Genomic DNA, 25128 nt, shown 5'->3' on the forward strand with positions numbered 1-25128 from the left:
CGACAAGGCAGAGGCCGTCCAGATCGACCAGTCCGGACCGGCGCCGTCACCACCAGCAGGGGGAGTCCCGCCATGCTTCGCACGCACCGCCGCAAGTCCGTCCTCGCCGCCGCCGCCCTGGTGGCCACGACGATGCTGCTGACCGCCTGCCAGGGAGAGGACACGGAGGACACCGGCAAGCCGGCCGGGAACGCGTCCGCGGCCTCGGACTCGGCCGCCAAGGGGAAGTCCGACGACGGCGGGAGCGGCACCGGTTCCGGCACCGAGTCCCCGTCGGGCGGGAAGGGCTCGAACGGCGGTGGGGTCTCGGGCAAGTGGGTCGGCACGGTCTCCTACCTCGCGCCCGGCAAGTACACCGTCAAGGACGAGAACGGCGCGGAGCAGGCGTTCTTCACCGCCGAGGACACCGACATCGAGGGCGCGGGCAAGATCTGCGGTGACGCGGACGGCCAGGCCGCCACGCCGTGCACCGAGGAGGAGCTCGAAGCCGCGGCCAAGAACGGGTTCGGAGCGACGGTCGACGTCAAGGACGGGGTGGCTGTCAGCATCATCGAGGACCACACCGACAGCGGCACCGGCGGCGGCAGCGGCATGGGCGAGGGCGAGAAGTCGGGGCTCTTCTCCGGCACCCTCGGGTACATGGCCCCGGGCAAGTACTCCCTCAGCCGCGACGGTAACGAGCGTGCGTTCTTCACCGCCACCGACACCGTCATCAACGGCGCCGGCTGGATCTGCGGCGACGCGGAGACCATCACGCCCTGCACCGAGGAAGACCTCGAAGCCGCGGCCAAGAAGGGCAGCGTCGCCGTCGCCGTCCAGGTGGAGGACGGCGTCGCCGTCACCATCGACGAGGAGCACAACTGATCGCGGACCCGCGTCCCGCCCGGCGGGGAACGCGGTCCGTCCTTCCCTCTCACGGATTCGGTGCCGCCCCTGGTCACGTCCCTGATCCCTGCGGCTGTTCTTCACTGTCCGCGCTGCCACCCGTACCGCTCTCCAGAATGGAGACGATGGAGAACAGCGAGAAGCAGATGGCGCCGAGCCCGATCAGGACACGAGCCGCGACGACGACCGCGGAGTCGGCGGATTCGAAGAGGAACGCCGCGAGGAACAGGCAGAGCAGAGCGGTGCCGACCGGTATCAGCGGAACGCGGTTCGCCAGGGGAGCCGACCGCCGCCACACGAGGGCCAGCAGCAGCACCTTGCTGAGGATGCTCCAGCAAATGAGCCCCAGCCCGATCACCCTGGCCACCACGGAATGGCTCCGTACCGCCACCGAGCAGGCCGCGGCCTCGTCCCCCGGGGTCGGCGAGATGCGTGACGTGATGGGTCATCTGCACAAGGACATCGGCGAGTCCGAGGCACCGGTACGGCGTCCGCGATGACGACGCCCCAGGTGCGACGGCCGGCGAAGAAGTCGGCCCTCTTCGGCCCTACGCCATGATTCACGTCACATGTGCGCGGGGTCACCAAACGAGGCGTCAGAACCTGCGCCTAACATATGAACTGTTCGTCAGTGTATCCTGCCTCATCTGTCAACCACGCGCCTGTCCCTCCAGGCCCCCCAGGATGACGAAAGAAGACTCAGGACCCGAACCCGGACCGGACAACGCTCCGGTGCGGTCGAAGGATTGGAAGAGCAGGGCGTGTCGAAGCCGCGTATCAGCGTGATCGTGCCGATTTACCAAGTGCAGTCCTTCTTGCCGGAGTGCCTCGACTCCATCCTCGAGCAGTCCTTCGGTGACATCGAGGTAATCGCCGTCAACGACTGCTCGCCCGACCGCTGCGGTGAGATCGTCGACGAATACGCCAAGGCCGACGAGAGGGTCCGGGCACTGCACCTGCCCGAGAACGTGGGCCTCGGCAGGGCACGCAACGCGGGGATGGAGATGGCGCGCGGCGACTATCTCTTCTTCCTCGACAGCGACGACACGCTCACCCCCGGTTCGCTGCAGCTCATAGCGGACCGGCTGGCGCAGACCTCCGACCCGGACGTCCTGATCTTCGACTACGCGCGCACCTTCTGGTGGGGCGGGGAGACCCGCAACAGTCTGGCCTCCGTCTTTCGCACGGAGGGGCCGGAGGTCTTCACCGCGAAGCAGCGGCCGGAGTTCCTCACGCTGCTCATGGTGGTCTGGAACAAGGTCTACCGGCGCGACTTCATCGAGGAGCGCGGCTTCGAATTCCCGCCGGGATACTACGAAGACACTCCCTGGACCTTCCCGGTCCTGATGTCGGCCGACCGGATAGCCGCCCTGGACCATGTCGTGGTCCACTACCGCCAGCGCCGCCAGGGCAACATCCTGCGCACCGTCAGCCGCAAGCACTTCGACATCTTCGACCAGTACGAGCGGGTCTTCGCCTTCATCGACAGCGACCCGTCCCTCGAAGAGTGGCGGGCCCAGCTCTTCAGCAAGATGATCGACCATTTCATCGCCATCCTGGCCAAGAACAACCGGGTGCCCGACGAGCTGCGTGCCGAATTCTTCGCTCTGGCCCACCGCCACTATCGGCGCTATCTGCCGGCGGGCTATGTGCGGCCCGAGGGGCACACCGGCCTGCGGCACGCGCTGATCGGACGCGGCGCCTACCCGGTCTACCAGACGCTGAAGGTGGCCAACAAAGGCCGCCGCAAGGTCCGCAAGACGGTCCGCGCCACCCGGAAGAAGGCGGCCGGCAAGCGCATGGACCGCCATTACGAAACCGCGCTCAAGCAGCCCGTCGACGAGAATCTGGCCGTCTACTCGTCCTACTGGGGCCGCGGTTACGTGTGCAACCCGGCCGCTCTGCACGCCAAGGCCAAGGAGATAGCCCCCCACGTCAAGGGTGTGGTGGTCGCCAAGCCGGGCGAGGTGAAGAAACTCCCGCCGGGCACCGACTACGTGATACCGGGGACCCCCAGATACCTGGAGGTCATGGCGCGCGCCAAGTACTTCTTCAACAACGTCAACTTCGAGGACCGCTTCATCAAGCGGCCCGGTACCGTCCACGTGCAGACGCAGCACGGTACGCCGCTCAAGACCATGGGCATCCACCTGCTGCCCTACCCGGTCGCCGCCAAGGGCACGAACTTCAGGAAGCTCCTGGAGCGTTCGGACCGCTGGGACTTCTGCATCTCCTCCAACCGGTTCTCCTCGGAGATCTGGGAGCGGGCCTTCCCCTGCTCCTTCGCACCGCTGGAGAGCGGCTACCCCCGCAACGACGTCTTCTACAACTCGACCGCCGACGACGTCCGTCGCATCCGGGAAGAGCTGGGCATCCCGCGCGGCAAGACGGCCGTTCTGTACGCCCCGACCCACCGGGACTACACCACGAGCTACGTTCCCCAGCTCGACGTCGCCCGCCTCGCCGACGCCCTCGGTGACGGTTATGTGGTCCTCATGCGGGGCCACCACTTCTACGAGCAGACCCCGGAACTGCGGGCGCTGCAGGATTCGGCCCGGGTCATCGACGTCACCTCCCACACCTCCTCGGAGGAGCTGCAGCTCGCCGCGGACGTGCTGCTGGCGGACTACTCGTCGATCATGTTCGACTACGCCAACCTCGACCGGCCGATCGTGATCTACGCCAACGACTGGGACGCGTACAAGATCTCCCGCGGTGTGTACTTCGACCTCATGGAGGAGCCGCCCGGCCACATCGCGCACTCCCAGAACGAACTGCACGACATATTCGTCAGTGGTGCCTGGCGGGACGAGCGGTCCGACGCCCTGCGGGACACCTTCCGCCGCAAGTTCTGCGAGTACGACGACGGCCGGGCCTCCGAGCGCGTCATACGGCAGATCATGCTGGGCGAGCCGGCGGAGAAGCTGCCGGTCCTGCCGCTGGACGAGCGGACACCGGCCCCGTCGCCCGCGGCCGCCGAGGCGGCGAGCCCCCAGTCGCCCGCGGTCGAGCAGTCCAGGGCCGCGTAACACCCGGTCGGGGCGTCGGCGTGCCGTGAGGAGCGTGCCGATGCCCGGCACCGGGTGTTGACAGCCATGGCCCGTGTGTGCGAATACTCCCGTCCTGCCGTCCTCGGTGAGCCTGGCGGAACGGGGCGTACCGGCGCCACTGCTTTGCCTGACCTCTCACCTCCCCCAGGGGAAGGCCCATGACAGGAACAGAAGAGAAGGTGGCCATGCAAGCCAGTGCCGGGCAGCGGCCCCACGCTGAGATCAGACGGGTCTGGCCGCGCGACGGTCACATCCGCATCCTCGGGACGGTCGTCACTGGCGGAGTGTCGGACGACGTCCCCGTGGACAAGTCGTGGACGTTGCGCCTCACCTCTCGCGAACGGCCCGACCTTCCCGTCGAGACCGGTGCCCAGCGGTTCAAGGGCCGGCTCGTGCGCACCGTGACCCGCACCTCGCCCCCCACCCCGCGTCAGCTCTACTTCCCCGTGGTCCACGACGGGGCGCGCTTCGAGACGGTCGTGCCGGTGCGCCGCCTCGCGGTCTGGGACGCGCTGCCCAGCGAGCACTGGGACCTGCACGTCCTCGCGACACGGGGCGGCAAGAAGGTGACCCTCCGGGTCGGCCGCCACCTCGACGACATGCCGGGCAAGAAGCAGATCGTGAAGTTCCCCGAGCAGTACGAGGCGGGGGTCGCCGTGCTGCCGTACTACACCGACGGCGACGAACTCTCCATCCGCTGCGCCCGACGCGACGACTCCGACCGGAGCGCCACATGAAGCTGACGTACCTGATCTACAACGCGTTCGGCGTCGGCGGCACGGTCCGTACCGTGTTCAACCAGGCCAACGCCATGGTCGAGCGGGGTCACGACGTCGAGATCGCGACCATGCTGCGCTACCACGAGGAGCCCCCCTTCCCGCTGGACCCGCGGGTACGGGTGACGGCGCTCGTGGACAACCGCTCCGGCACGTACGTGGACTGGGACCGGTACGACGGCCCCGAGGACACCTCCTGGCACGACCGCTTCCCCGCAGGTGTGTCCAAGAACGCGGACAGCCGTCGCCGGATCAGCGCGATGATCCGTTTCCTGCGCGGTCTGGACGACCGGATCGTGATCGGCACCCGACCCACGATCAACCTGATCATCGCCGAGTACACGGACCCGTCACTGGTCCGGGTCGTGCAGGAGCACGCGGGTCTGTCCACGCACAAGGGCGAGTGGCGCAAGGCCATCGACGCCGCCTACGTGAAGATGGACGCGCTCGTCTGCCTCACCGAAGCGGACCGCGAAGCCTACGCCGAGGCGTTCCCCGGCGTCCGCGTCGAGCGGATCCCGAACGCGCTGCACTCCCTGGACGTGCCGCGCAGCAGGCTCACCGCGCCCCAGGTCGTCAGCGCCGGACGGCTCGACGGCAACAAGGGCGTCGACAAGCTGATCGAGGCGTTCGGCCTGGTCGTGGAGGCCCACCCGGACTGGACGCTGCGCGTCCACGGCGACGGCCCGGAGCTGGAGGCCCTGCGCAAGGCCGTCCGCGTCAGGCACCTGTACAACCACGTCTTCCTGATGGGTCCGACGCGCGAGCTCGACGAGCAGCTCGCGAAGGGCTCCATCTTCGCGATGAGTTCCAAGTCCGAGGGCTTCGGCATGGTGCTGCTGGAGGCCATGAACTGCGGCCTGCCGGTCGTCAGTTTCAACTGCCCGGTCGGCCCGCGGGAACTCGTCGCCGACGGCGTGGACGGCCTGCTCGTGCCCGAGCTGGACGTAAAGGCCCTGGCCGCGGGCATCATCCGCCTCATCGAGGACGAGGGGCTGCGCCGCACCCTGTCCCGGGCGGCCCTGCAGAAGGCAGCCGCCTACGGTCCCGACGTCGTCACCAAGTCGTGGGAAGACCTCTACGAGGTCCTGACCGCGGCGAAGTGATCCCGGCGCGACGCCACCCGGCCGCCGAGGCACCGTTCCCCACGGTGCCCGGCGGCCTCGCCGCGCTCTTGCCCCGGGTTCTGTGGGTACGCCGGAACAGGGATGGTGCCCGGAGCCGGACTTGAACCGGCACGCCCTCGAAGGGGCAGCGAGGTTTAAGCTCGCCGTGTCTGCATTCCACCATCCGGGCCGGCCATGGGCTCCGCTTCGCGTGCCCTGAGCCTATCGGGACGTACCTGCCGAACCGCGGGCGGGACGGCCGATGTTGTCTTATTTTATTGGCGCCTGAGGGAGCATCAGGTACCGGGTCAGGCCATCAGCACATGCCAACAGCCTTACGTGCGACGACCGGCCGTGTACGCGGAATGACGGGATTTCACCGTCTCGACGAGGGCGTCCGCCCTGTTCTCGCCCGCCCCGTCCTCGGGGCCGTCCGTCATCCGCAGGTATGACACCGGCCCGTGGCCGTCCGACCGAAGTCGCCCCCGTAAACCGGAACAGCGGCTGACTACACGGCTCCGCCCGGCCGGGACGATGGATGACGTCCCCGAGCACACGCCGTACCGACAGGAGCGCCCTTCCCGTGACCACCGCACCCATCGCCGACCGGTCCACCCTCGTGGCCGCGCGCGCCACGGAGCTTTCCAAGATCTACGGCCAGGGCGAGACCCAGGTGGTCGCCCTGGACCGGGTCTCCATCGACTTCCGGCAGGCCGAGCTCACCGCGATCATGGGCCCGTCCGGCTCCGGCAAGTCGACGCTGATGCACTGCGTGGCGGGCCTGGACACCTTCTCGTCCGGCTCCGTGCGCATCGGCGAGACCGAACTGAGCTCGCTCAAGGACAAGCAGCTCACCAAGTTGCGCCGGGACAAGATCGGCTTCATCTTCCAGGCGTTCAACCTGCTGCCGACGCTGACCGCGCTGGAGAACATCACCCTCCCGATGGACATCGCGGGCCGCAAGCCGGACAAGCAGTGGCTGGACTCCGTGATCCAGATGGTGGGGCTCTCCGGACGCCTCGGGCACCGCCCGGCCCAGCTGTCCGGCGGTCAGCAGCAGCGGGTCGCCGTTGCGCGGGCGCTGGCCTCCCGGCCGGAGATCATCTTCGGTGACGAGCCGACCGGCAACCTCGACTCGCGCTCCGGCGCCGAGGTCCTGGGCTTCCTGCGCAACTCGGTGCGGGAACTGGGCCAGACCGTGGTGATGGTGACACACGACCCGGTGGCCGCCGCCTACGCGGACCGGGTGGTCTTCCTCGCGGACGGACGCATCGTCGACGAGCTGTACGGGCCGACGGCCGACTCGGTGCTCGACCGCATGAAGCGGTTCGACGCCAAGGGCCGCACCAGCTGACGCTCCCCGTCCGCTCCCCACCCCGTACGCCCACCCCCGTACCTCGTACGTCTGGACAGAGAAGACCCCCCATGTTCCGTACCGCCTTGCGCAACGTCTTCGCGCACAAGGCCAGGCTGTTGATGACCGTGCTCGCCGTGATGCTCGGCGTGGCGTTCGTGTCGGGCACCCTGGTCTTCGCCGACACCCTCTCCAACGCCTTCCGCAACCAGTCGGCCAAGAGCTACCAGGACGTCGCCGTCGCCGTCACCTCGTACGCCGACCCGGACAACCCCAAGGAGTACGGCCTCTCCGGCGAGGTCCTCGACCGGATCTCCGCCGTGGACGGCGTCGCCGGGGTGTACGGCCGCGTCGAGGGCTTCGCCGGGGTCGCCGACCCCGACGGGAAGCTCATCGGCGTCGGCTGGTCCAACAAGGGCTCCAACTTCGCGCCCGGCAAGGACGGCAAAGACACCGCGTACACGTTCACCGACGGCTCCGGACCGGTGCGGGACGACCAGGTCGCCCTGGACGAGGAGTCCGCCGGCAAGGGCGAGTACGAGGTCGGCGACCGGGTGCGCGTCGCGACCAACGGCCCGGTGAAGGAGTACACCCTCAGCGGTGTGTTCACCACCGAGGACGGCGCCGTCAACGCGGGCGGCAGCCTCGTCCTCTTCGACACCGCCGTCGCGCAGAAGCAGTACCTCCAGCCGGGCTACTTCGAGGAGGCCACCGTCACCGCCGCGCCCGGCGCGGACGACGCGCGGATCCTGAAGGCGGTCGAGCCGCTGCTGCCGGAGACCGCCGAGGCCCGGACCGGGCAGGCGCTCGCGGACGAGCAGGCCGACCAGATCGAGCAGAGCATGGGCAACCTCAAGCAGGTCCTGCTCGGCTTCGCGGGCATCGCGCTCTTCGTCGGCGTCTTCCTGATCTCCAACACCTTCACGATGCTGGTCGCCCAGCGCACCAAGGAGATCGCCCTGATGCGCGCCGTCGGCGCGTCCCGCAGGCAGGTCACCCGCTCGGTGCTCGCCGAGGCCGCGCTGGTGGGCCTGGTGGCCTCGGCCGTCGGCTTCGCCCTCGGCGTCGGTCTGGCCGTCGGGCTGCGCTCCGGCATGGCCGCGTTCGGCATGAAGATGCCGGCCGGTCCGCTGGTCCTGTCCGCCACGCCGGTGGTCGCGGCGTTCGCGGTGGGCGTGCTGATCACGGTGTTCGCCGCCTGGCTGCCCGGCCGCCGGGCCGCGAAGATCCCGCCGGTGGCGGCCATGAACAGCGTCCACGCGGTGGCCACCACCAAGTCGCTGGTGGTGCGCAACTCCATCGGCGCGGCCGTCACCGCCCTCGGTGCGGCGGGGATCGTGGCGGGCGCCTCGGCCGGCGGCGACGACGGCCGGATGTACATCGGGGCGGGCGCGTTCCTCGCGCTGATCGGCGTGATCGTCCTGATCCCGCTGCTGTCCCGGCCCGTGATCGCACTCGTCCGTCCGCTGCTCGTCGGCCCCTTCGGGGTGGCGGGCAAGCTGGCCGGCCAGAACGCGGTCCGCAACCCGCGCCGCACCGGTGCCACCGCCTCGGCACTGGCGATCGGACTGACGCTGGTGACCGCCCTGTCGGTGCTCGGCGTCACGGTCGGCGCGGCCATCGACAAGATGACCACGGACAACATCAGGGCCGACTACATGGTCTCGATGGCCAACGGGGACGACCTCGACCGGTCCGCGCTGACGGCCCTGGAGAAGGCCGACGGCGTGTCCGCGGTGTCGCCGCAGCAGGACGCCTACTTCCGGGTCGACGGCGAGTTCGTGTCCGCCTCGGCGGTCGCCCCCGGCGACATCGAGAAGGTCCTGACCGTCGACGTCGTCAGCGGCAGCGCGGACTCGCTCGCGCAGGGCCGGATCGCGGTCGCCGAGAAGACGGCCGAGAACAGGGGCTGGAAGCCCGGCGACACCGTCCCCGTCACCTTCGACGACGACGAGAGGGCCACGCTGACGGTCGGCGCCGTCTACAAGGACAGCGAGTTCCTCTCCCCCGTCCTCGTCGACCGGAAGGTCATGGCCCCGCACGAGGCGAAGCCGTCCATCCGGCAGATCTTCGTGAAGGTCGACGGCGGCCAGTCCACGGCGAACGAGAAGGCCCTCGTCGACGCGCTCGGCGACAATCCCGCGATCACCGTGATGGACCGGCAGGACATCCGCGACGAGTTCGGCGGCGCCATCAACACCCTGCTGAACGTCATGTACGGCCTGCTGGCGATGGCCCTGATCATCGCGGTCCTGGGCGTCGTCAACACCCTCGCGATGTCCGTCTTCGAACGGCAGCAGGAGATCGGCATGCTGCGCGCGATCGGTCTGGACCGGCGCCGGGTGAAGCGGATGGTGCGGCTGGAGGCCGTCGTCATCTCGGTGTTCGGCGCGGTGGTCGGCATCGCTCTCGGCACGTTCCTCGGCTGGGCGATCGGCGAGACCGTCGCCGCCGAGATCCCCGGGTACGCGCTGGTCCTGCCCTGGGACCGGATCGGGATCTTCGTGGTGCTGGCCGGTCTGGTGGGCGTCCTCGCCGCCCTGTGGCCGGCCCGCAACGCCGCCCGGCTGAACATGCTGAACGCGATCAAGACCGAGTGACCTCGCCGCGGCGCGGAACACCGAAGGGCCGGGCTCCCCGCACGGGGGCCCGGCCCTTCGGGTCGTGGGGGGGTCAGGTTCGGCCGGGCGCGCTCCACACGCGGGCGCGCAGCGGCAGACCGGAGTCGCCGGAGCCGGGGGTCCGAACGGCGAGGACCTGGTTGACGCCGATGCGGTTGCGCTCGAAGGAGAGCGCGGACGCGGCCATGTACAACTGCCAGACCCGGGCGCGGCCGGGGCTGACCAGCCGGGTGGCCGTCGCCCAGTCGGACTCCAGGTTGGCGACCCAGCGGCGCAGCGTGAGCGCGTAGTGCTCCCGGATCGACTCCACGTCGCGCACCTCGAACCCGGCGCGCTCCAACTGGGTGACGGTGGTGCCGACGGGGGCCAGTTCGCCGTCGGGGAAGACGTAGGCGTCGATGAACTCGTCGACGCTGTAGGCGGACTCGTCCCGCTGGGGCCGTCGGGCGATCTGGTGGTTCAGCAGCCGACCGCCCGGTGTGAGGAGCCGGTGCAGGTCGGTGGCGTACTCCAGGTAGCGCTCGGCTCCGACGTGCTCGGCCATGCCGATGGAGGAGATGGCGTCGTACGGCCCGTCGACGACGTCCCGGTAGTCCTGGACGCGGATCTCCACCCGGTCGGTGAGGCCCTCGTCGGCGACGCGCTTGCGGGCGTACGCGGCCTGCTCCTGCGACAGGGTGACGCCGACGACGTGGACGCCGTGCTCGCGGGCCGCGTGGATCGCCATGGAGCCCCAGCCGCAGCCGACGTCCAGGAGGCGCTGGCCGGGGGCCAGGCCGAGCTTGCGGCTGACGAGTTCGAGCTTGTCGCGCTGGGCGTCCTCCAGGGTGCCGCCCTCGGCCGGGGGCGCCGGCCAGTAGGCGCAGGAGTACACCATGGACGGGCCGAGGACCAGTTCGTAGAAGTCGTTGCCGACGTCGTAGTGGTGGCTGATGGCCCGTCTGTCGCTGCGCTTGGTGTGCAGGTGGCCGCGGGCCCGGCGGACCTCCTCGGGCGGCGGCGCGGGCGGCAGCGGCGGTCCGGCGAGCTTCACCAGGCCCCGTACCGCGGCGCGTACGTCGGGGTCGCGCAGCGCCTCGACGAGGGTGCGGGCGTCGTCGCCGCGCTCCCAGATGAGGCCGGCCATCAGGTCGAGGGCGGTGTAGAGGTCGCCCTCGATGTCGAGGTCCCCGGCCACCCAGGCGCGGGCCAGGCCCAGTTCACCCGGTTTGAACAACAGGCGGCGCAGTGCCCTGCGGTTGCGGACGACGAGGGTCGGTGCGCCCGGCGGACCCGCCTGCGAACCGTCCCAGGCGCGGATGCGCACCGGGAGAGGTGCCCCCAGCAACTGTTCGAAGAGGTTCTGCAGCCGCAGCGCGGCGTCAGCCATGGCATGCCTCCGTGACGAGCGATCCCGGAATGTCCAACACCACGTAAACACCTGGGAGCCCGCGGTACAGTCCCCGGCGCGCGTTACGACTCGGCAAAATAGCTGTACACACCAACGGATTTGTCGCGCGGGCGGCGCGACGCCCGCGCGAAGGGGCCGCCCGCACCACGGATGGCGGACGGCCCCTTCGAGGGACTGCTTACTGCTGCGCGTACGGCTTGCCGCTGCGCGTACTGCGGGGAGCGACCGGGCGTCAGGAGGCCTTGGCCTCGGTCTTCTCGGCCGGCTTCCCGCTCGTGTCGGCGGCCTTCGCGGCGGCCGGCTTCGGGGCGGGCTTGGCGGCCTCGTAGAACTCCTCGCGCGGCGTCTCCATCGCGCCGAGGGAGACGACCTCGCGCTTGAGGAACATGCCGAGCGTCCAGTCCGCGAAGATGCGGATCTTGCGGTTCCAGGTCGGCATCGCCATGCCGTGGTAGCCGCGGTGCATGTACCAGGCGAGACGGCCCTTGAGCTTGATCTTCATCTTGCCCATGACGATCATCGCGACGCCCTTGTGCAGGCCGAGGCCCGCCACCGCGCCCTTGTTGGCGTGGCTGTACTCCTTCTGCGGGAAGCCCCGCATGCCGGAGATCACGTTGTCGCCGAGGACCTTGGCCTGGCGCAGCGCGTGCTGGGCGTTCGGCGGGCACCAGGCGTTCTCGTTGCCCGCCTTGCGGCCGATCAGGTCCGGCACCTGGGCGTTGTCGCCCGCGGCCCAGATGTAGTCGGTGCCCTGGACCTGGAGGGTCGCCTGGGTGTCGACGTGGCCGCGGGGGCCCAGCGGCAGACCGAAGCGGGAGAGCGCCGGGTTGGGCTTGACGCCGGCCGTCCACACGATGGTGTTGGAGTCGACCTCAAGACCGTTCTTCAGCACCACGTGGCCGTCGACGCAGGAGTCCATGGAGGTGGACAGGTAGACCTCGACGCCGCGGCCCTCGAGGTGCTCCTTGCCGTACTGGCCGAGCTTGGGGCCGACCTCGGGGAGGATCTTGTCGGCGGCGTCCACGAGGACGAAGCGCATGTCCTCGCGGGAGACGTTGTTGTAGTACTTGGCCGCGTCCCGGGCCATGTCCTCGACCTCACCGATGGTCTCCGCGCCGGCGAAACCGCCGCCGATGAAGACGAAGGTGAGCGCCTTGCGGCGGATCTCCTCGTCGGTGGTGGAGTCGGCCTTGTCGAGCTGCTCCAGGACGTGGTTGCGCAGGCCGATGGACTCCTCGATGCCCTTCATGCCGATGCCCTGCTCGGCGAGGCCGGGGATCGGGAAGGTGCGGGAGACCGCGCCCATCGCGATGACCAGGTAGTCGAAGGGCAGCTCGTACGCCTCGCCGACCAGCGGCGCGACGGTGGCGACCTTGCGGTCCTGGTCGATGGTGGTGACCCGGCCGGTGAGGACCTCCGCCTTCGGAAGCACGCGCCGCAGAGGGACGACGACGTGCCGCGGGGAGATGCTGCCGGCGGCGGCTTCGGGGAGGAAGGGCTGGTAGGTCATGTACGACCGCGGGTCGACGACGGTGACGGTCGCCTCGCCGTAACGCATCTTCTTCTGGATGCGTCGAGCTGCGTACAGGCCTACGTACCCACCGCCTACTACGAGGATCCTGGGACGCTCCGTGGTGCTCATGGCATCGAGTATCCACCCGGTTGAGGGGGGTGCTTCGTGCGCCCCTTCACAAGGTTCGGTGGAGGCTGTGCTACCATCCGCCGCCAAAGTGACGGAGATCATGGCAAGTGAAGGAACCAGCGTGCAGGGCGTCCCGTTGTCAATGCCGCGTGAGCTGCACCTCCGCGCCGCCGAGACCGTGAACCACCCGCCCGCAGGGGCCCCGCGCAACCCTCTCGCGACACCGTCCTGAACACGTTCAAAGGGCAGTTGAAACCCCAAAAGGGTCAACGAGCGCACTTTCGTCGTCCGACAGGACCCAATTCCTTGTGAAGAACTTCACGAACTTTCCCGACGGGACGTCACCGAGGGGCCCCGAGAGGCCCCCCGATGCCCGCTCAATCGTCGTCCGTCCTGCTCAGACCACTACCGCACGGCCGCCGCGGACACCCCTACGCGAGGGACCACGCGATGCCGTCGAGGATGTCGTGTTCGCTCACCACGACCTCCTCCGCGCCCGTCCGTTCCATGATCGAGAGCAGGACGAGGGACCCGGCCGCGATCACGTCGACCCGGCCCGGGTGCAGGGAGGGGACCGCCGCGCGCTCGGCGTGGGTGGAGCGCAGCAGCCAGTCGGTGATCTCGCGGACCCGGTCGAGGGAGACGCGGGAGTGGTGGATGGCGGCCGAGTCGTACTCCGGCAGCTCCTGGGCGATCGCGGAGACGGTCGTGACCGAACCGGCCAGCCCCACCAGCGTGCGTGCCTCGCGCAGCGGCACCGTCCGCCCGGCGAGGTCGAGGGCGGCCTCGATGTCGGCCCGCATCGCCGCGACCTGCGTCCCGGTGGGCGGGTCGGTGACCGCGCCGTCGCGCACCAGGTGCCGCTCGGTCATCCGGACGCAGCCGACGTCCACGGAGCGGGCGGCGCGCACGTGGTCGTCGCCGACGACGAACTCGGTGGAGCCGCCGCCGATGTCGACGACCAGGTAGGGCGTCTCGAGGTCCGCGCGACCGGTCAGCTCCTTCGTGGCGCCGGTGAAGGAGAACTCGGCCTCCTGGTCCCCGGTGATGACCTCCGGCTCCACGCCCAGGATGTCCAGCACCCCGCGCACGAAGTCATCCCGGTTCTCCGCGTCGCGGGAGGCGGAGGTGGCCACGAAGCGCAGTCGCTCGGCGCCGTGCTCCTTGATGACCTCGGCGTACTCGCGGCAGGCGGCGAAGGTCCGCTCCAGTGCCTCGGGCGCCAGCCGGCCGGTGCGGTCGACGCCCTGGCCGAGCCGCACGATGGTCATGCGGCGGTCCAGGTCGGTCAGCTCGCCCGTGGCCGGGTCGACGTCGGCGACCAGCAGCCGGATGGAGTTGGTTCCGCAGTCGACGGCGGCGACACGGCTGCGGGTCACTGGGCGTCCTCCCCGTCGGTCTCGGGAACCGTCACGCACGGCCCCTTGCGCCACCACTCGGGCAGCATCGCGATCGCCTCGTCGCCCAGCGGGTTGACGCCGGGCCCGGCCGCCAGCGAGTGGGCGACCAGCACGTGCAGGCACTTCACGCGGTCGGGCATGCCGCCGGCGCTCGGGAAGCCGGTCAGCTCCTCGATCTCGTCGCGGCGCCGGACGTAGTCCTCGTGCGCGGCGCGGTAGGCGGCGGCCAGCACCGGGTCGGTGGCCAGGCGCTCGGTCATCTCCTTCATCACGCCGTTCGCCTCCAGCGTGCCGATGGCGGAGGCCGCCTTCGGGCACGTCAGGTAGTACAGCGTGGGGAAGGGCGTGCCGTCGGGCAGCCGGGGTGCCGTCTCCACGACGTCCGGCTGTCCGCACGGGCAGCGGTGCGCGATGGCGCGCAGGCCGCGCGGGGGCCGTCCGAGCTGCTGCTTGAAGGCCGCCACGTCCGCGTCGGTCGGCTCGGTGCGCGGGGTGGTCGGCGGGGGAGTCTGCATGACTGTCTTCTGCTGGTCTTCCTGTTGAGTCACTGCCGGTGGGCGGCGGCGTCGGCCTTGTCGACCCCGTCCCAGACGTTCCGGTACCAGGGGCGGTCGGCGGCGCCGGCCTCGGCGCGGGCCTGCTCGGCCGCGTCCGGGTCGACGACGACGAACCCCGTCTCCCCCGGCATCACGTAGTGCAGCCGCAGCCGGACCTGCTGCTCGGCGTAGGCGTCGTCCTGCCAGCGCGCCTTGAGGTCGCGCAGGTCCTCGACCCGCTGCCGCGTCTCCCGCTGCTCCTGCCGGAGGTCGGCGATGTCGGCGCGCTGGGCGACGTACTGCCGGATCGGGTAGGCGAGGGCCACGACGAGCGAGCAGAGCACCATCGCGAGGAGCGCGGCCCGGCCGGTCAGCCGGGAGCGCCGGGCCTGGCGCTTGGTCTGCGAGCGGTAGACCCGGGCCGCGGTCTGCTCCCCGATGATCCGGATCCTGGTCGCGGTGGAGAAACGGTCCCGGTCCTTCACCGCCATGTCGCCCCGCCTCAGCCTTCGTGCGTCGTCCGTCATACGTGCGTACGTCCCCGCACACGGTACGGGACCGCGTACGGGGACGTACGTACGACGCTGCCTTCAGGAGCGGCGCTCAGCCCTTGAAGCGGGGGAACGCGCTGCGGCCCGCGTACACCGCGGCGTCGTCGAGGATCTCCTCGATGCGCAGCAGCTGGTTGTACTTGGCGACGCGCTCGGAGCGGGCCGGGGCGCCGGTCTTGATCTGGCCGCAGTTGGTGGCGACGGCGAGGTCGGCGATGGTGACGTCCTCGGTCTCGCCGGAGCGGTGGGACATCATGCACTTGAAGCCGTTGCGCTGGGCCAGCTCGACGGCGTCCAGGGTCTCGGTCAGCGAACCGATCTGGTTGACCTTGACCAGCAGGGCGTTGGCCGAGTTCTCCTCGATGCCGCGGGCCAGGCGCTCCGGGTTGGTGACGAACAGGTCGTCGCCGACGAGCTGCACCTTGTCGCCGAGCTTCGCGGTGATGGTGTTCCAGCCGTCCCAGTCGTCCTCGAACAGCGGGTCCTCGATGGAGACCAGCGGGTACGCCTCGACCAGCTCGGCGTAGTACTCGGTCATCTCGGCGGCGGTGCGCTCCTTGCCCTCGAAGGAGTAGGAGCCGTCCTTGTAGAACTCGGACGCGGCGACGTCGAGCGCGAGGGCGATCTGCTCGCCGGGGGTGTAGCCGGCCTCCTTGATCGCCTCGAGGATGAGGTCGAGGGCCTCGCGGTTGGAGCCGAGGTTCGGGGCGAAGCCGCCCTCGTCGCCGAGGCCGGTGGCCAGGCCCTTGTTCTTCAGGACCTTCTTGAGGGTGTGGTAGACCTCCGCGCCCCAGCGCAGGGCCTCGGAGAAGGACTCCGCGCCGATCGGGGCGATCATGAACTCCTGGATGTCCACGTTGGAGTCGGCGTGCGAGCCGCCGTTCAGGATGTTCATCATCGGCACCGGCAGCAGGTGCGCGTTGGGGCCGCCCAGGTAGCGGAAGAGCGGCAGGTCGCTGGCCTCGGAGGCGGCGTGGGCGACGGCGAGGGAGACGCCGAGGATGGCGTTGGCGCCGAGCGAGCCCTTGTTGTCCGTGGCGTCCAGGTCGAACATGGCCTGGTCGATCAGGCGCTGCTCGGTGGCGTCGTAGCCGACGAGCTCCGGGCCGATCTGCTCGATGACGGCCAGCACGGCCTTCTCGACACCCTTGCCGAGGTAACGGCTCGGGTCGCCGTCACGGAGTTCGATGGCCTCGAAGGCACCGGTGGAGGCGCCGGACGGAACGGCGGCACGACCCGTGCTGCCGTCGTCGAGGCCGACCTCGACCTCGACCGTGGGGTTGCCTCGGGAGTCCAGGATTTCCCGGGCTACGACGACGTCGATGGACGGCACGAGCATCTCCTTCTTCAATGTGACGCTTCGGTGTGACGCGCGGGTCCCGCAGGACCGCGGCGGCTCTGCGGGACCGAGCCTAACCGGCCCGGGGCGATCGGCCAGCCGATCGCCCACCCGCTGGACAGAACCGAGCGTAAATTGTTTCCGAACGGAACAAAGACGTTTCCGGAAACCGGCCGAGCGCCCCGCGGGGGCGGGACGCGAAAAATCCCGCCCCGGTGCGTACGGGGGAACACGCACCGGGGCGGGAGTCGAGGGGCCGCCGCCTCCTACTTGAGGTGCAGCTGCTGGCCCGGGTAGATCAGGTCGGCGTCGTCGACGATGTCGCCGTTCAGCTTGAACAGCTTCGCCCAGCCGCCCTTGACGTCGTGCTCCGCGGCGATCGAGCTGAGGGTGTCGCCCTTGACGACCTTGTACTCGCCGTCACCCTTCTCGACCTTCTTGCCGGTCGGGGTGGTGACGGTCTTCTTCTCCGCCTTCTTCTCGACCTGCTTCTCGGCCTTGGGACGCTCGGAGGAGCGGGAGGCCTTCTGCTCGGTGGAGCGCTCGGCGGAGGAGCCGCCGCTCTGGCTCTGCGAGCTCTCGGAGCTGCCGGAGCCGCTGTCCTGGGAGCCGCCACCGGTGTACGCGGCACCCGAGAGTCCGGTGCCGCAGACCGGCCAGGCACCCTTGCCCTGGCCCGCGAGGACCTTCTCGGCGACCTGGATCTGCTGGGCCTTGCTCGCCTGGTTGGCGGTGGAGGCGTACTGCGTGCCGCCGTACGCGGCCCAGGTGGAGGCGGAGAACTGCAGGCCGCCGTAGTAACCGTTGCCGGTGTTGATGGACCAGTTGCCGCCGGACTCGCACTGGGCGACGGCGTCCCACTCGGACGCGGTGGCGGCGGAGGCGTTGCCGGCCGCCATCAGCGGGGCGGCGACGGCGGCACCGGTGACGCCGGCGACGGCGATGACGCGGGTGGCCTTGGACGGGCGGCGGTGCTTGCCCTTGCCGGAAAACAGCATGGTTGATCCCCTCACCGACGCCTGCGAGGTGAGCTGTCGGGTTCGGGCCGGTTGAGTTGCCCGGTCGGGTTCCTCGCGGAACTCGGCTTCACCCCTAGCCGCTCCGGTTCAACTGCCCGGTGCGGCGCTTACCTTGGGTCCCCCGCTCCTGCCTGCGGCGCTTGACGCGACGACTGTTCCCGTACGGCCGCTGGCAGGATTCGGCGTTGCGGCTGTCGGGGCCCGCGGTGGCGAGCGGTCATGACCGTAGACACGCGCTCCGCGGATTTTCAAAGACGATCACGGCTTCTGAGACCTATCTCTCACGAGATCCAAAAGGGACATACGGTCTCTAACCGTGACGTGAACTCCCCCTACTTTTCGACCGATTCGCCCGTGACCGTGAGCGTCTGACCGGGGAGGATGTGGTCCGGATCCTCCCCGACGACCCGCTCGTTGTCGGCGTACAGCGCACGCCATCCGCCGTCGAGGTCAAGGGAGTCGGCGATGGCCCAGAGGTTGTCGCCGGAGCGGACGATGTACGAGCCGTCCTCGACCTCCCGCGAACCGCCGTCGCGCGAGGCGTGCCGCCCCGACGCCTCGCCCGCGAGACCGTCCCTCGACGCACCCTCGTCCGCGTCGTCGCCGCGGTGCCGGCCCGAGCCGGACGAGCCTTCGGTGCCCTGCGGTTCGGCACTGGAACGGGTACCGGATTCGACTGATGTGTCCGACTTGGTGGATTGGTCCCTGTCGCCGGACGGGGCGTCAGAAGAGGTGCCGGTGGTGGAGGAGGGCGAGGGGGAGGAAGACGGAGAAGAGGACGAAGGGGACGAAGAGGGCTCGCCGGAAGTCGACTCCGACGCCTGACCCGGACCGGAGGAGCCGGAGGAACCGGGCGACTCGGAGCCCGAGGACCCGGACGGTCCGGTCGTGGCGGGCGATTCGGATGACTCGGGCGACTCGGGCTTTACCGTCGACCCCGAGGTGTCCGACTCCTGCGACGCACCGTCACCCGCCGCGTCCGAGCCCCCGCCCGCGGCACCCGAGTCGTTCCCCAGGCCCGCGAGGAGGCCGCAGGTCGGCCAGGCGGCGATGCCCTGGTCCGCGTGTATCTTCTCGGCGATTCTTATCTGCTGGGAGCGACTGGCCTGGTCGGCGCTGGGCGCGTAGTCCAGGCCGCCGTACTGCTCCCAGGCCTCCTGGGACAGTTGCAGGCCGCCGTAGTACCCGTTGCCGCCGTTCTGGCTCCAGGAGCCGCCGGTCTCGCACTCGGCGACCCGGTCCCAGTTCGCTCCGTCGGCCGCGTGGGCACCCGTGGCGCCGAGCAGCGGGATCGCGATGGCGGAGCCGGTCACTCCGGCGGCGACGACCAGGGCGGGAGCCTGGCGGGGGCGGCGGTGACGACCGTTCCCGGAGAGCATGCGACGACCTTTCACAAGACGACGGGGACCGCGCGGCGGATGACGCTCGACACCACGCTGATCCGTGAACGTATAGGGAGATCATCGCTTGTCACAAGTTCATGCCGCGCAGATCACGTGAAGATCACAGAGTTGAGCGCGTGTCACTTTTGCGTCGGCGACGAACTGTTCTCATCCGATGGCGCGATCGGCGTGAACGAGACGGGCAAGGTGCGCAGACCGCGCATGATGAGCCCACCGCGCCAGCGGAGTTCGGCCGGGTCGGCGGCGAGACGGAGGTCCGGCAGCCGGGTGAGGAGCGTGGCGAGCGCCGTCTGTCCCTCCAGCCGGGCCAACGGTGCGCCGAGGCAGTAGTGGATGCCGTGGCCGTATCCGAGGTGCTGGCTGTCGCGACGGGCGAGGTCCAGGGTGTCCGGGTCCGCGAACCGTTCCGGATCGCGGTCGGCGGCGGCGAGGACGACGAGGACGGGGTCGCCCGCCGCGACGTCCTGCCCCCCGATGGTCAGCGGGCGGGTGGCGAAGCGCCAGGTGGCCAGCTCCACCGGGCCGTCGTAGCGCAGGAGTTCCTCGACACCGGTCTCCAGCAGGCCGCGTTCGCCGGCGGTGAGGGACGACTGCAGCCGCTCGCGCTGCTCAGGGTGGGTGAGCAGGGCATACGTGCCGTTGCCGATGAGGTTGACCGTGGTCTCGAACCCTGCGAAGAGCAGGATGAAGGCCATCGCGGCGGCCTCGTTCTCAGTGAGGTGCTCGCCATGGTCGGAGGCGCGGATCAGACCGGAGATGAGGTCCTCGCCGGGGCCGGGCTCGGGCGGCAGCGCGGCGCGCTTGCGGTGGATGAGGTCGGCGAGGTAGCCGCGCATCTTCTTGACGGACCGCGCGACACCGCCCCGCGGTCCGCCCCCGTGACGGATCATCATGCCCGCCCAGTCCCGGAAGTCGTCCTGGTCCTCCCGGGGCACGCCGAGCAGGTCGCAGATGGCGTAGATGGGCAGGGGGAAGGCGAAGTCGTGGATCAGGTCGGCGGAACCGTTGCCCGCGAACCGGTCGATGAGATCGTCGGCCAACTCCTGCACGCGGGGCGCGAACTCGGCCACCCGGCGTGGCGTGAACGCCTTGCTGACCAGTCGTCGCAGCCTGGTGTGGTCCGGTGGGTCGATGTTCAGCAGGTGGGTCATCAGCTCGGCCTTCCGCTCCCCCGGAATGCCGGTCTTGCCCTTGGCGTGCGCGGGTTCGTGGTGGTGCGCCGGGTTCTTGGACAGCCGCGGGTCGGCGAGGGCCTGCTTCGCATCGGCGTACCGGGTGATCAGCCAGGCCTCCACCCCGCTGGGCAGCCGGGTGCGGTGCACGGGGGCGTGCTCGCGCAGCCAGGCGTAGGCGGGGTACGGGTCGCTCGCGAACTCCCAGGTGAACAGCTCGGGGGCGGGAGCGGTGCCAGAGGCGAGGGCGGGTTCAGGGGCTGGGCCGGGAGCGGGCTCGGGGACTGGGCCAGAAGCGGGCTCGGGGACTGGGCCAGGAGCAGGCTCGGGGGCTCGGCCAGGAGCAGGCTCGGGGGCTCGGCCAGGAGCAGGCTCGGGGGCTCGGCCAGGAGCAGGCTCGGGGGCTCGGCCAGGAGCGGGCTCGGGGACTGGGCCGGAGTCGCCGCCGGGCGTACGGCCGTCGGTGGCGGACGAGGGACCGTCACCGGGAGAATGGCCGGAAACGGGCCAGGAGCCGTCGGCGGTCGAGAAGCCGGGCACAGGCGAGGCATCGGGCGCAGGCGAGGAATCGGCGGCCGCGGAGGGCCGAACGGGCGTGGAAGACGGGGCGGTGGTAACGGGCGGGTCGGCCGCGGGCGACGGACCCGCAGGGGGCGACGGGGGCGCAGCGGGCGAGTGGCCGTAGACGGGCGAGTGGCCGGAAGGCGGCGTCTGGCGGGTCATCCCTCGACCGCCCGGATCGCGTCCCGGTAGGCCCGGGCCGCCGCTCTCAGGGCCGCCTCCGGGTCCGTGCCCTCGGCCTCGGCGCGGGTCGCGAGGGCCAGGAGTTCGTAGCCGATGCCCTCGCCGGAGGGCGGCGCGACGGGCAGGCCCGCGGTGCGGACGCGGGAGGCGAGCTTGGCGGCGAGAGCGAGACCGGGCTGGCCGAGGGGGACGCCCTCGGTGACCGAGGTGCGCCGCTTCTCTGCGGCCTTGGTGCGCAGCCAGTGTTCTCGGACCTCTTCGGGGGTGGAGGCCGTCTCGTCGCCGAAGACGTGGGGGTGGCGGTGGATCAGTTTGGCGACGATGGTGCCGGCCACGTCGTCGACGTCGAACGGGGCGTCGGGGTCCTCCTCCGCGATGCGGGCGTGGAAGACGACCTGGAGGAGCACGTCGCCCAGTTCCTCGCGCAGTTCCTCGCGGTCGCCGTCCTCGATGGCCTCGACGAGTTCGTACGCCTCCTCGATGGCGTACTTGGCCAGTCCCTTGTGGGTGCGCTGGGACGACCAGGGGCATTCGAGACGGATGCGGTCCATGACCTGGACGAGGTCGAGGAGGCGGGCGCCCGGCAGGTCGTAGGAGGCGGGGAGCAGTTCGAGGTCGGGCATGGGGACGCGGCCGGAGCCGGCGAGGCGGGCCAGTCCGTCGGTGAGCGCGGGGTCGCCGTCGCCGGTCGCGACGACCACCGCCGTGCGGCCGCCGGCGCAGGCGTCGACCAGTTCCTCGGCGGTCGGGGCCGCCTCGTCGACCCGTATGCCCGCCTCGCGCAGGTACGGCAGCTGCGGGTGGGCGCCGTCGGCGCACAGGACGCGGTCGGCGGTGCGCAGCGCCTGCCAGGCGGGCCAGGACAGCAGGCCGGGGGCGACGCGGTGGCTGGTGGTGAGCAGGACGATGCGGCCCTGGTCGGGGGCGGTCGGGTCGGCGGTGGTTGCGTTCACTCTTCGAACCTAACGCACGCCGCCGACCGGCCTCCCGAGTTGTCCACAGGGGCGGTATGACCATATGTGGGGCCAGCGAGGGACCGGCGGAGGAACCGCCAGAGGGACCGCCAGAAGGACCGCCAGAGCGCTGACGGCGAGACCGTCGGCGGACCCGCCGAAGCGGCTACGCCGGCTGCTGCTCGCCCGCCGCCCCGACCTCGCGCAGCCACGGCGCCTCGGTGTCGACGCGGCTGCTCTTCTCGACGTCCCAGGCGCCGTAGCGCGGGTTGAGGTCGACGTCGAGCTTCTTGGAGGCGTCGGACAGGGCCTGCCAGAACTCCGGCCGGCTGGTGTCGGTGCCGAGGCTCTGGGCGAGCTTCTGGGCCTCCAGCTGGACCCGGAGGTTGTCGTCGAGACGCTCGGGCGGGACGCCGTACTGCTGGAGCCAGACCGTCTCCAGCTGTTCGGGGCCGCCCGCCTGCTGCTCCAGACCGCCCCGCATGTCCTGCACTTCCTTGCGGGTGACGCTCACGCCGGCGTCCTGGGCGGCGCGGTGCAGGACCCGGTCGAGGACCATGCCGTGCAGGGTGTCGCGGGTGAGGGTGCCGGTCCTGGCGACGACCTGCTGGTACTGGGTGTCGTCCGGGACGGCGGCGCGCTGGGCCTCGCGCACCTCGTCGACGCGGTTCTCAAGTTGGGCGACGGTGATCCGCTGGTCGCCGACGACGGCCGCGGCGCCCGGATGCGCGTCGTTGCCGCAGGCGGTGAGCAGGGGTGCCGCTGCGGCGATCGCGGCGGTGAGGAGAAGCGCGGAGCGACGGCGGCTGCGGCGGTGCAAGGGAACCTCCCGTTTGGAGATTGTGCGACGGTGCACAAAGTCTTGCGATGATCGATGTTAGGCAGTGGCCCGGCTCTGGCCAACCCATTGGACCAACGATTCATCAGGACTTCGGGCACCGCCTCGCCCCCGCCCGCACCGGCGGTCGTCAGCCGCGCATCTGGCCGAGCCACTGGAGGGTGCGCCGGATCTCGGCCGCGAGCGGGTGGCCGGGGCCGTGGACGTGCTCCACGTCGTGCAGCAGCCGGGCCAGCGTGTCGTGGGCGGCGGCGCGGTCGCCGAGGGCGAGAAGCAGGTGGCCCATGCGGCGGCGGACGTCGTGGGCGAGGTCGGGGTCCCCGGCGACGTACTGGTTCTCGTAGTACGGCAGCAGCACGCGGTACTCGGCGAGGGCGGCGGCCGGTTCGCCTAGCTGTTCCAGGCACTGGGCGGCGTCGTAGCGGTGCCGCAGCGACTGCGGGTCGGCCTGACCGGCCTCGGCGGCGCGTTCGTCGGCGAGGCGGCGCAGTTCGGGCAGAGCGCGCCGGTACTGGCCGTCGTCCATGAGGGTCGCCGCGTACTGCTTGCGCAGGGTGCGCACGACCGGGGAGCGTTCGCCGTGCTGTTCGGCGGCGGTGGGCAGGATCGCGCCGAGGATGTCGACGGCCTGGGTGATGCGGCCCTCGCCGAGCAGACGCTTGACGTCGTCGACGGCGCGGGCGACGTCCGGCTTGCCCGCCTCGGCCGCGGGCGGCACCGGGGCCGGCTGCGGCGCGGGGGTGAGCGCGCGGTCCGGCCAGGGGGCGTGCGGGCGTACGAAGGGGCGGGTGGGGTCGAGGGGACCGCCGGTGGGCACGCCGCGCGCGGGCAGGAGCAGCGCCAGGTGCTCGTAGACCTCCTGGGCGGAGGCGGGGCGGTGCTGCGGGTCCTTGGCGAGCAGGCGCAGGACCAGGGTTTCGAGCGATTCCGGAACCTCGGGGCGGATGCGGCGCACGGGCAGCGGGGGCTCGTACAGGTGCCGGTGCAGCACGCCGAGGGCCGTGGAGCCCGCGAACGGGACGTCGCCGCTGAGCAGTTCGTGCAGGAGCACGCCGAGCGCGTACAGGTCGGTGTACGGGCCGACGGCGCCGCCCATGGCCTGCTCGGGTGCCATGTAGGCGGGCGAGCCGATGGGGGTGCCGGTGTGGGTGAGGCGGGTGGTGTCGGCGTCCATCACGGAGGCGACGCCGAGGTCGAGGACGGTGACGGTGCCGTCCTGTCTGACCATCACATTGCGCGGTTTGAGGTCGCGGTGGACGATCGGCACGGCGTGCACGGCGCTCAGTACGGCGCACAGCTGGGCGGCGACCGCGACCGCCCACTGCCACGGGTAGGGCTCGTGCTCGGCGAGGTGGTCGGAGAGGTCGGCGCCGTCGACGTACTGCATGACGAGGAACAGCTCCTCGCCCTCGCTGCCCGCGTCGTGCACCGTGACCAGGCCGGGGTGGTCGACCTGTGCGGTGATCCGGCACTCGCGCACGAAGCGGCGGCGCAGTTCGTCGGCCTCCTGCCCGGCCACCTTGTCGGGGCGCAGCAGCTTCACCGCCACGCGCCGGTCGAGGCGCCGGTCGTAGGCCGTCCAGACCTGGCCCATGCCGCCCTGGCCGATGAGCGTGGACAGCTCGTAGCGGCCGGCGACGACGCGTCCTGCCGCCACGGTCACCTTCCGCCCTGGTGGTGGCCGCCCTGATGGTGGCCGCCCTGGCCGCGGCCGTCGTGGTTGCCGCCGTCGTGGTTGCCGCCGTCGTGGCCGCGCAGGTAGTCGCTGAGCTCGTCGAGTTCGGCGCGGACCTGGTCGATGCGGGCCGGGGCGGGGTGGTGCTGTGGCGGCGGGGCCTGGTACGGGGGGACCGGCGGGTGCACGGCGGCCGGGGCGTAGGGGTACGGGGGCTGCGGGTGCCCGTAGCCGGCCGTCGGGGGCAGGAAGACGGGGGCGGGCGGCCGCCGATGGTGGCTGATGTCCGCGTACAGGAAGTACCCGGCGCAGGCACAGGCGTTGAGCAGCAGGATGATCATGCCGGTGGTGCCGGCCGGGGTGCTGAAGTCGTCGGTGTCGTCGGTGGCCAGGAAGCAGAAGCTGACCACCAGGACGGCGGCGGACGCCGCGAAGGCCCACCAGTCGCGCGGCCGTCGGGTCACGATGGCCGCGTACAGGGTGGAGATCCAGGCGAGGAACCCGAGGCTCAGCAGGGGTAGGGCCACGAAGAAGACGCGCAGCAGGACCAGCACCGCGGTGGCGGGGCGGCGCGGCGGCGGTGGCGGCGCGTAGCCGGGGCCGAGCATGGCTTCTCCTGGAGACCTGACGAGACGGACGCGCACCGGGCGACGACCGGTGCGGAGTCGAGCGTA

General features: G+C 70.7%; 21 protein-coding genes, 1 tRNA gene and 1 riboswitch. Of the genes, 7 read left to right on the forward strand and 15 right to left on the reverse strand.

Annotated features, from left to right (window positions below; translation table 11 throughout):
- Positions 1–72: 72 nt before the first annotated feature.
- Positions 73–864, forward strand: coding sequence for a hypothetical protein (locus BJ961_RS32480; protein WP_271416333.1), 792 nt, complete (start codon positions 73–75; stop codon positions 862–864).
- A gap of 73 nt (positions 865–937) precedes the next feature.
- On the opposite strand, the gene BJ961_RS32485 is transcribed toward BJ961_RS32480, so the two are convergent.
- Positions 938–1201: a DUF2776 family protein gene (locus tag BJ961_RS32485; RefSeq protein WP_271416334.1), complete on the reverse strand. Its 264-nt coding sequence runs from the start codon at positions 1199–1201 to the stop codon at positions 938–940.
- 22 nt (positions 1202–1223) lie between these two features.
- On the opposite strand from BJ961_RS32485, the gene BJ961_RS32490 reads away from it, so the two are divergent.
- From BJ961_RS32490 to BJ961_RS32505, 4 genes are all read left to right on the forward strand, one after another.
- Positions 1224–1385, forward strand: a complete 162-nt coding sequence (locus BJ961_RS32490; RefSeq protein ID WP_271416335.1) for a hypothetical protein — start codon at positions 1224–1226, stop codon at positions 1383–1385.
- 261 nt (positions 1386–1646) lie between these two features.
- Positions 1647–3914 (forward strand): bifunctional glycosyltransferase/CDP-glycerol:glycerophosphate glycerophosphotransferase, encoded by a 2268-nt coding sequence (locus BJ961_RS32495; protein ID WP_271416336.1) that lies wholly within the window; start codon positions 1647–1649, stop codon positions 3912–3914.
- 179 nt (positions 3915–4093) lie between these two features.
- Positions 4094–4672 (forward strand): hypothetical protein, encoded by a 579-nt coding sequence (locus tag BJ961_RS32500; RefSeq protein WP_271416337.1) that lies wholly within the window; start codon positions 4094–4096, stop codon positions 4670–4672.
- Positions 4669–5817 carry a glycosyltransferase family 4 protein gene (locus BJ961_RS32505; protein ID WP_271416338.1) on the forward strand — a complete coding sequence of 383 codons (1149 nt, stop codon included), beginning with the start codon at positions 4669–4671 and terminating at the stop codon, positions 5815–5817. The genes BJ961_RS32500 and BJ961_RS32505 overlap by 4 nt, the downstream gene beginning before the upstream one ends.
- Positions 5818–5920: 103 nt before the next feature.
- On the opposite strand, the gene BJ961_RS32510 is transcribed toward BJ961_RS32505, so the two are convergent.
- Positions 5921–6007 (reverse strand) — tRNA-Leu (locus BJ961_RS32510).
- 393 nt (positions 6008–6400) lie between these two features.
- Between BJ961_RS32510 and BJ961_RS32515 the strand changes: the two genes are divergently transcribed.
- Positions 6401–7171, forward strand: a complete 771-nt coding sequence (locus BJ961_RS32515) for an ABC transporter ATP-binding protein (protein ID WP_271416339.1) — start codon at positions 6401–6403, stop codon at positions 7169–7171.
- 71 nt (positions 7172–7242) lie between these two features.
- A complete protein-coding gene (locus tag BJ961_RS32520; protein WP_271416340.1) occupies positions 7243–9771 on the forward strand; it encodes an ABC transporter permease in 2529 nt (842 codons plus the stop codon).
- A 73-nt stretch (positions 9772–9844) separates the two neighbouring features.
- On the opposite strand, the gene BJ961_RS32525 is transcribed toward BJ961_RS32520, so the two are convergent.
- The 13 genes from BJ961_RS32525 to BJ961_RS32585 form a co-directional block, all read right to left on the reverse strand.
- Positions 9845–11161: an SAM-dependent methyltransferase gene (locus BJ961_RS32525; protein ID WP_271416341.1), complete on the reverse strand. Its 1317-nt coding sequence runs from the start codon at positions 11159–11161 to the stop codon at positions 9845–9847.
- Positions 11162–11414: 253 nt separating this feature from the next.
- Positions 11415–12824 carry an NAD(P)/FAD-dependent oxidoreductase gene (locus BJ961_RS32530; RefSeq protein ID WP_271416342.1) on the reverse strand — a complete coding sequence of 470 codons (1410 nt, stop codon included), beginning with the start codon at positions 12822–12824 and terminating at the stop codon, positions 11415–11417.
- Positions 12825–13255: 431 nt separating this feature from the next.
- The gene (locus BJ961_RS32535) at positions 13256–14203 is read right to left on the reverse strand and encodes a Ppx/GppA phosphatase family protein (protein WP_271416343.1); all 948 of its coding nucleotides are present in this window, start codon (positions 14201–14203) and stop codon (positions 13256–13258) included.
- Positions 14200–14739: a DUF501 domain-containing protein gene (locus BJ961_RS32540; protein WP_271416344.1), complete on the reverse strand. Its 540-nt coding sequence runs from the start codon at positions 14737–14739 to the stop codon at positions 14200–14202. Before BJ961_RS32540 ends, BJ961_RS32535 begins: the two co-directional genes overlap by 4 nt.
- Positions 14740–14768: 29 nt before the next feature.
- Entirely contained in the window at positions 14769–15251 is a 483-nt protein-coding gene (divIC, locus tag BJ961_RS32545; protein WP_271417240.1) for a cell division protein DivIC, read from the reverse strand.
- Positions 15252–15363: 112 nt separating this feature from the next.
- Positions 15364–16644 (reverse strand): phosphopyruvate hydratase, encoded by a 1281-nt coding sequence (gene eno, locus BJ961_RS32550; protein WP_109035008.1) that lies wholly within the window; start codon positions 16642–16644, stop codon positions 15364–15366.
- Between the two features lie 272 nt (positions 16645–16916).
- On the reverse strand, positions 16917–17648 hold the full coding sequence (locus BJ961_RS32555; RefSeq protein WP_271416345.1) for a LysM peptidoglycan-binding domain-containing protein: 732 nt from the start codon (positions 17646–17648) through the stop codon (positions 16917–16919).
- Between the two features lie 3 nt (positions 17649–17651).
- Positions 17652–17818: riboswitch (cyclic di-AMP (ydaO/yuaA leader) on the reverse strand.
- Positions 17819–18001: 183 nt separating this feature from the next.
- Positions 18002–19048, reverse strand: a complete 1047-nt coding sequence (locus BJ961_RS32560; RefSeq protein ID WP_271416346.1) for a LysM peptidoglycan-binding domain-containing protein — start codon at positions 19046–19048, stop codon at positions 18002–18004.
- A 143-nt stretch (positions 19049–19191) separates the two neighbouring features.
- On the reverse strand, positions 19192–20460 hold the full coding sequence (locus tag BJ961_RS32565) for a cytochrome P450 family protein (RefSeq protein ID WP_271417241.1): 1269 nt from the start codon (positions 20458–20460) through the stop codon (positions 19192–19194).
- A 503-nt stretch (positions 20461–20963) separates the two neighbouring features.
- Positions 20964–21941 (reverse strand): nucleoside triphosphate pyrophosphohydrolase, encoded by a 978-nt coding sequence (locus tag BJ961_RS32570; RefSeq protein WP_271416347.1) that lies wholly within the window; start codon positions 21939–21941, stop codon positions 20964–20966.
- 166 nt (positions 21942–22107) lie between these two features.
- On the reverse strand, positions 22108–22761 hold the full coding sequence (locus BJ961_RS32575; RefSeq protein ID WP_271416348.1) for a SurA N-terminal domain-containing protein: 654 nt from the start codon (positions 22759–22761) through the stop codon (positions 22108–22110).
- Between the two features lie 148 nt (positions 22762–22909).
- A complete protein-coding gene (gene pkaE / locus BJ961_RS32580; protein WP_271417242.1) occupies positions 22910–24400 on the reverse strand; it encodes a serine/threonine protein kinase PkaE in 1491 nt (496 codons plus the stop codon).
- 38 nt (positions 24401–24438) lie between these two features.
- On the reverse strand, positions 24439–25062 hold the full coding sequence (locus BJ961_RS32585; protein WP_271416349.1) for a hypothetical protein: 624 nt from the start codon (positions 25060–25062) through the stop codon (positions 24439–24441).
- Between the last annotated feature and the right edge of the window lie 66 nt (positions 25063–25128).

The sequence above is a fragment of the Streptomyces lienomycini genome (assembly GCF_027947595.1).
In the GTDB taxonomy this organism is placed as follows: domain Bacteria; phylum Actinomycetota; class Actinomycetes; order Streptomycetales; family Streptomycetaceae; genus Streptomyces; species Streptomyces lienomycini.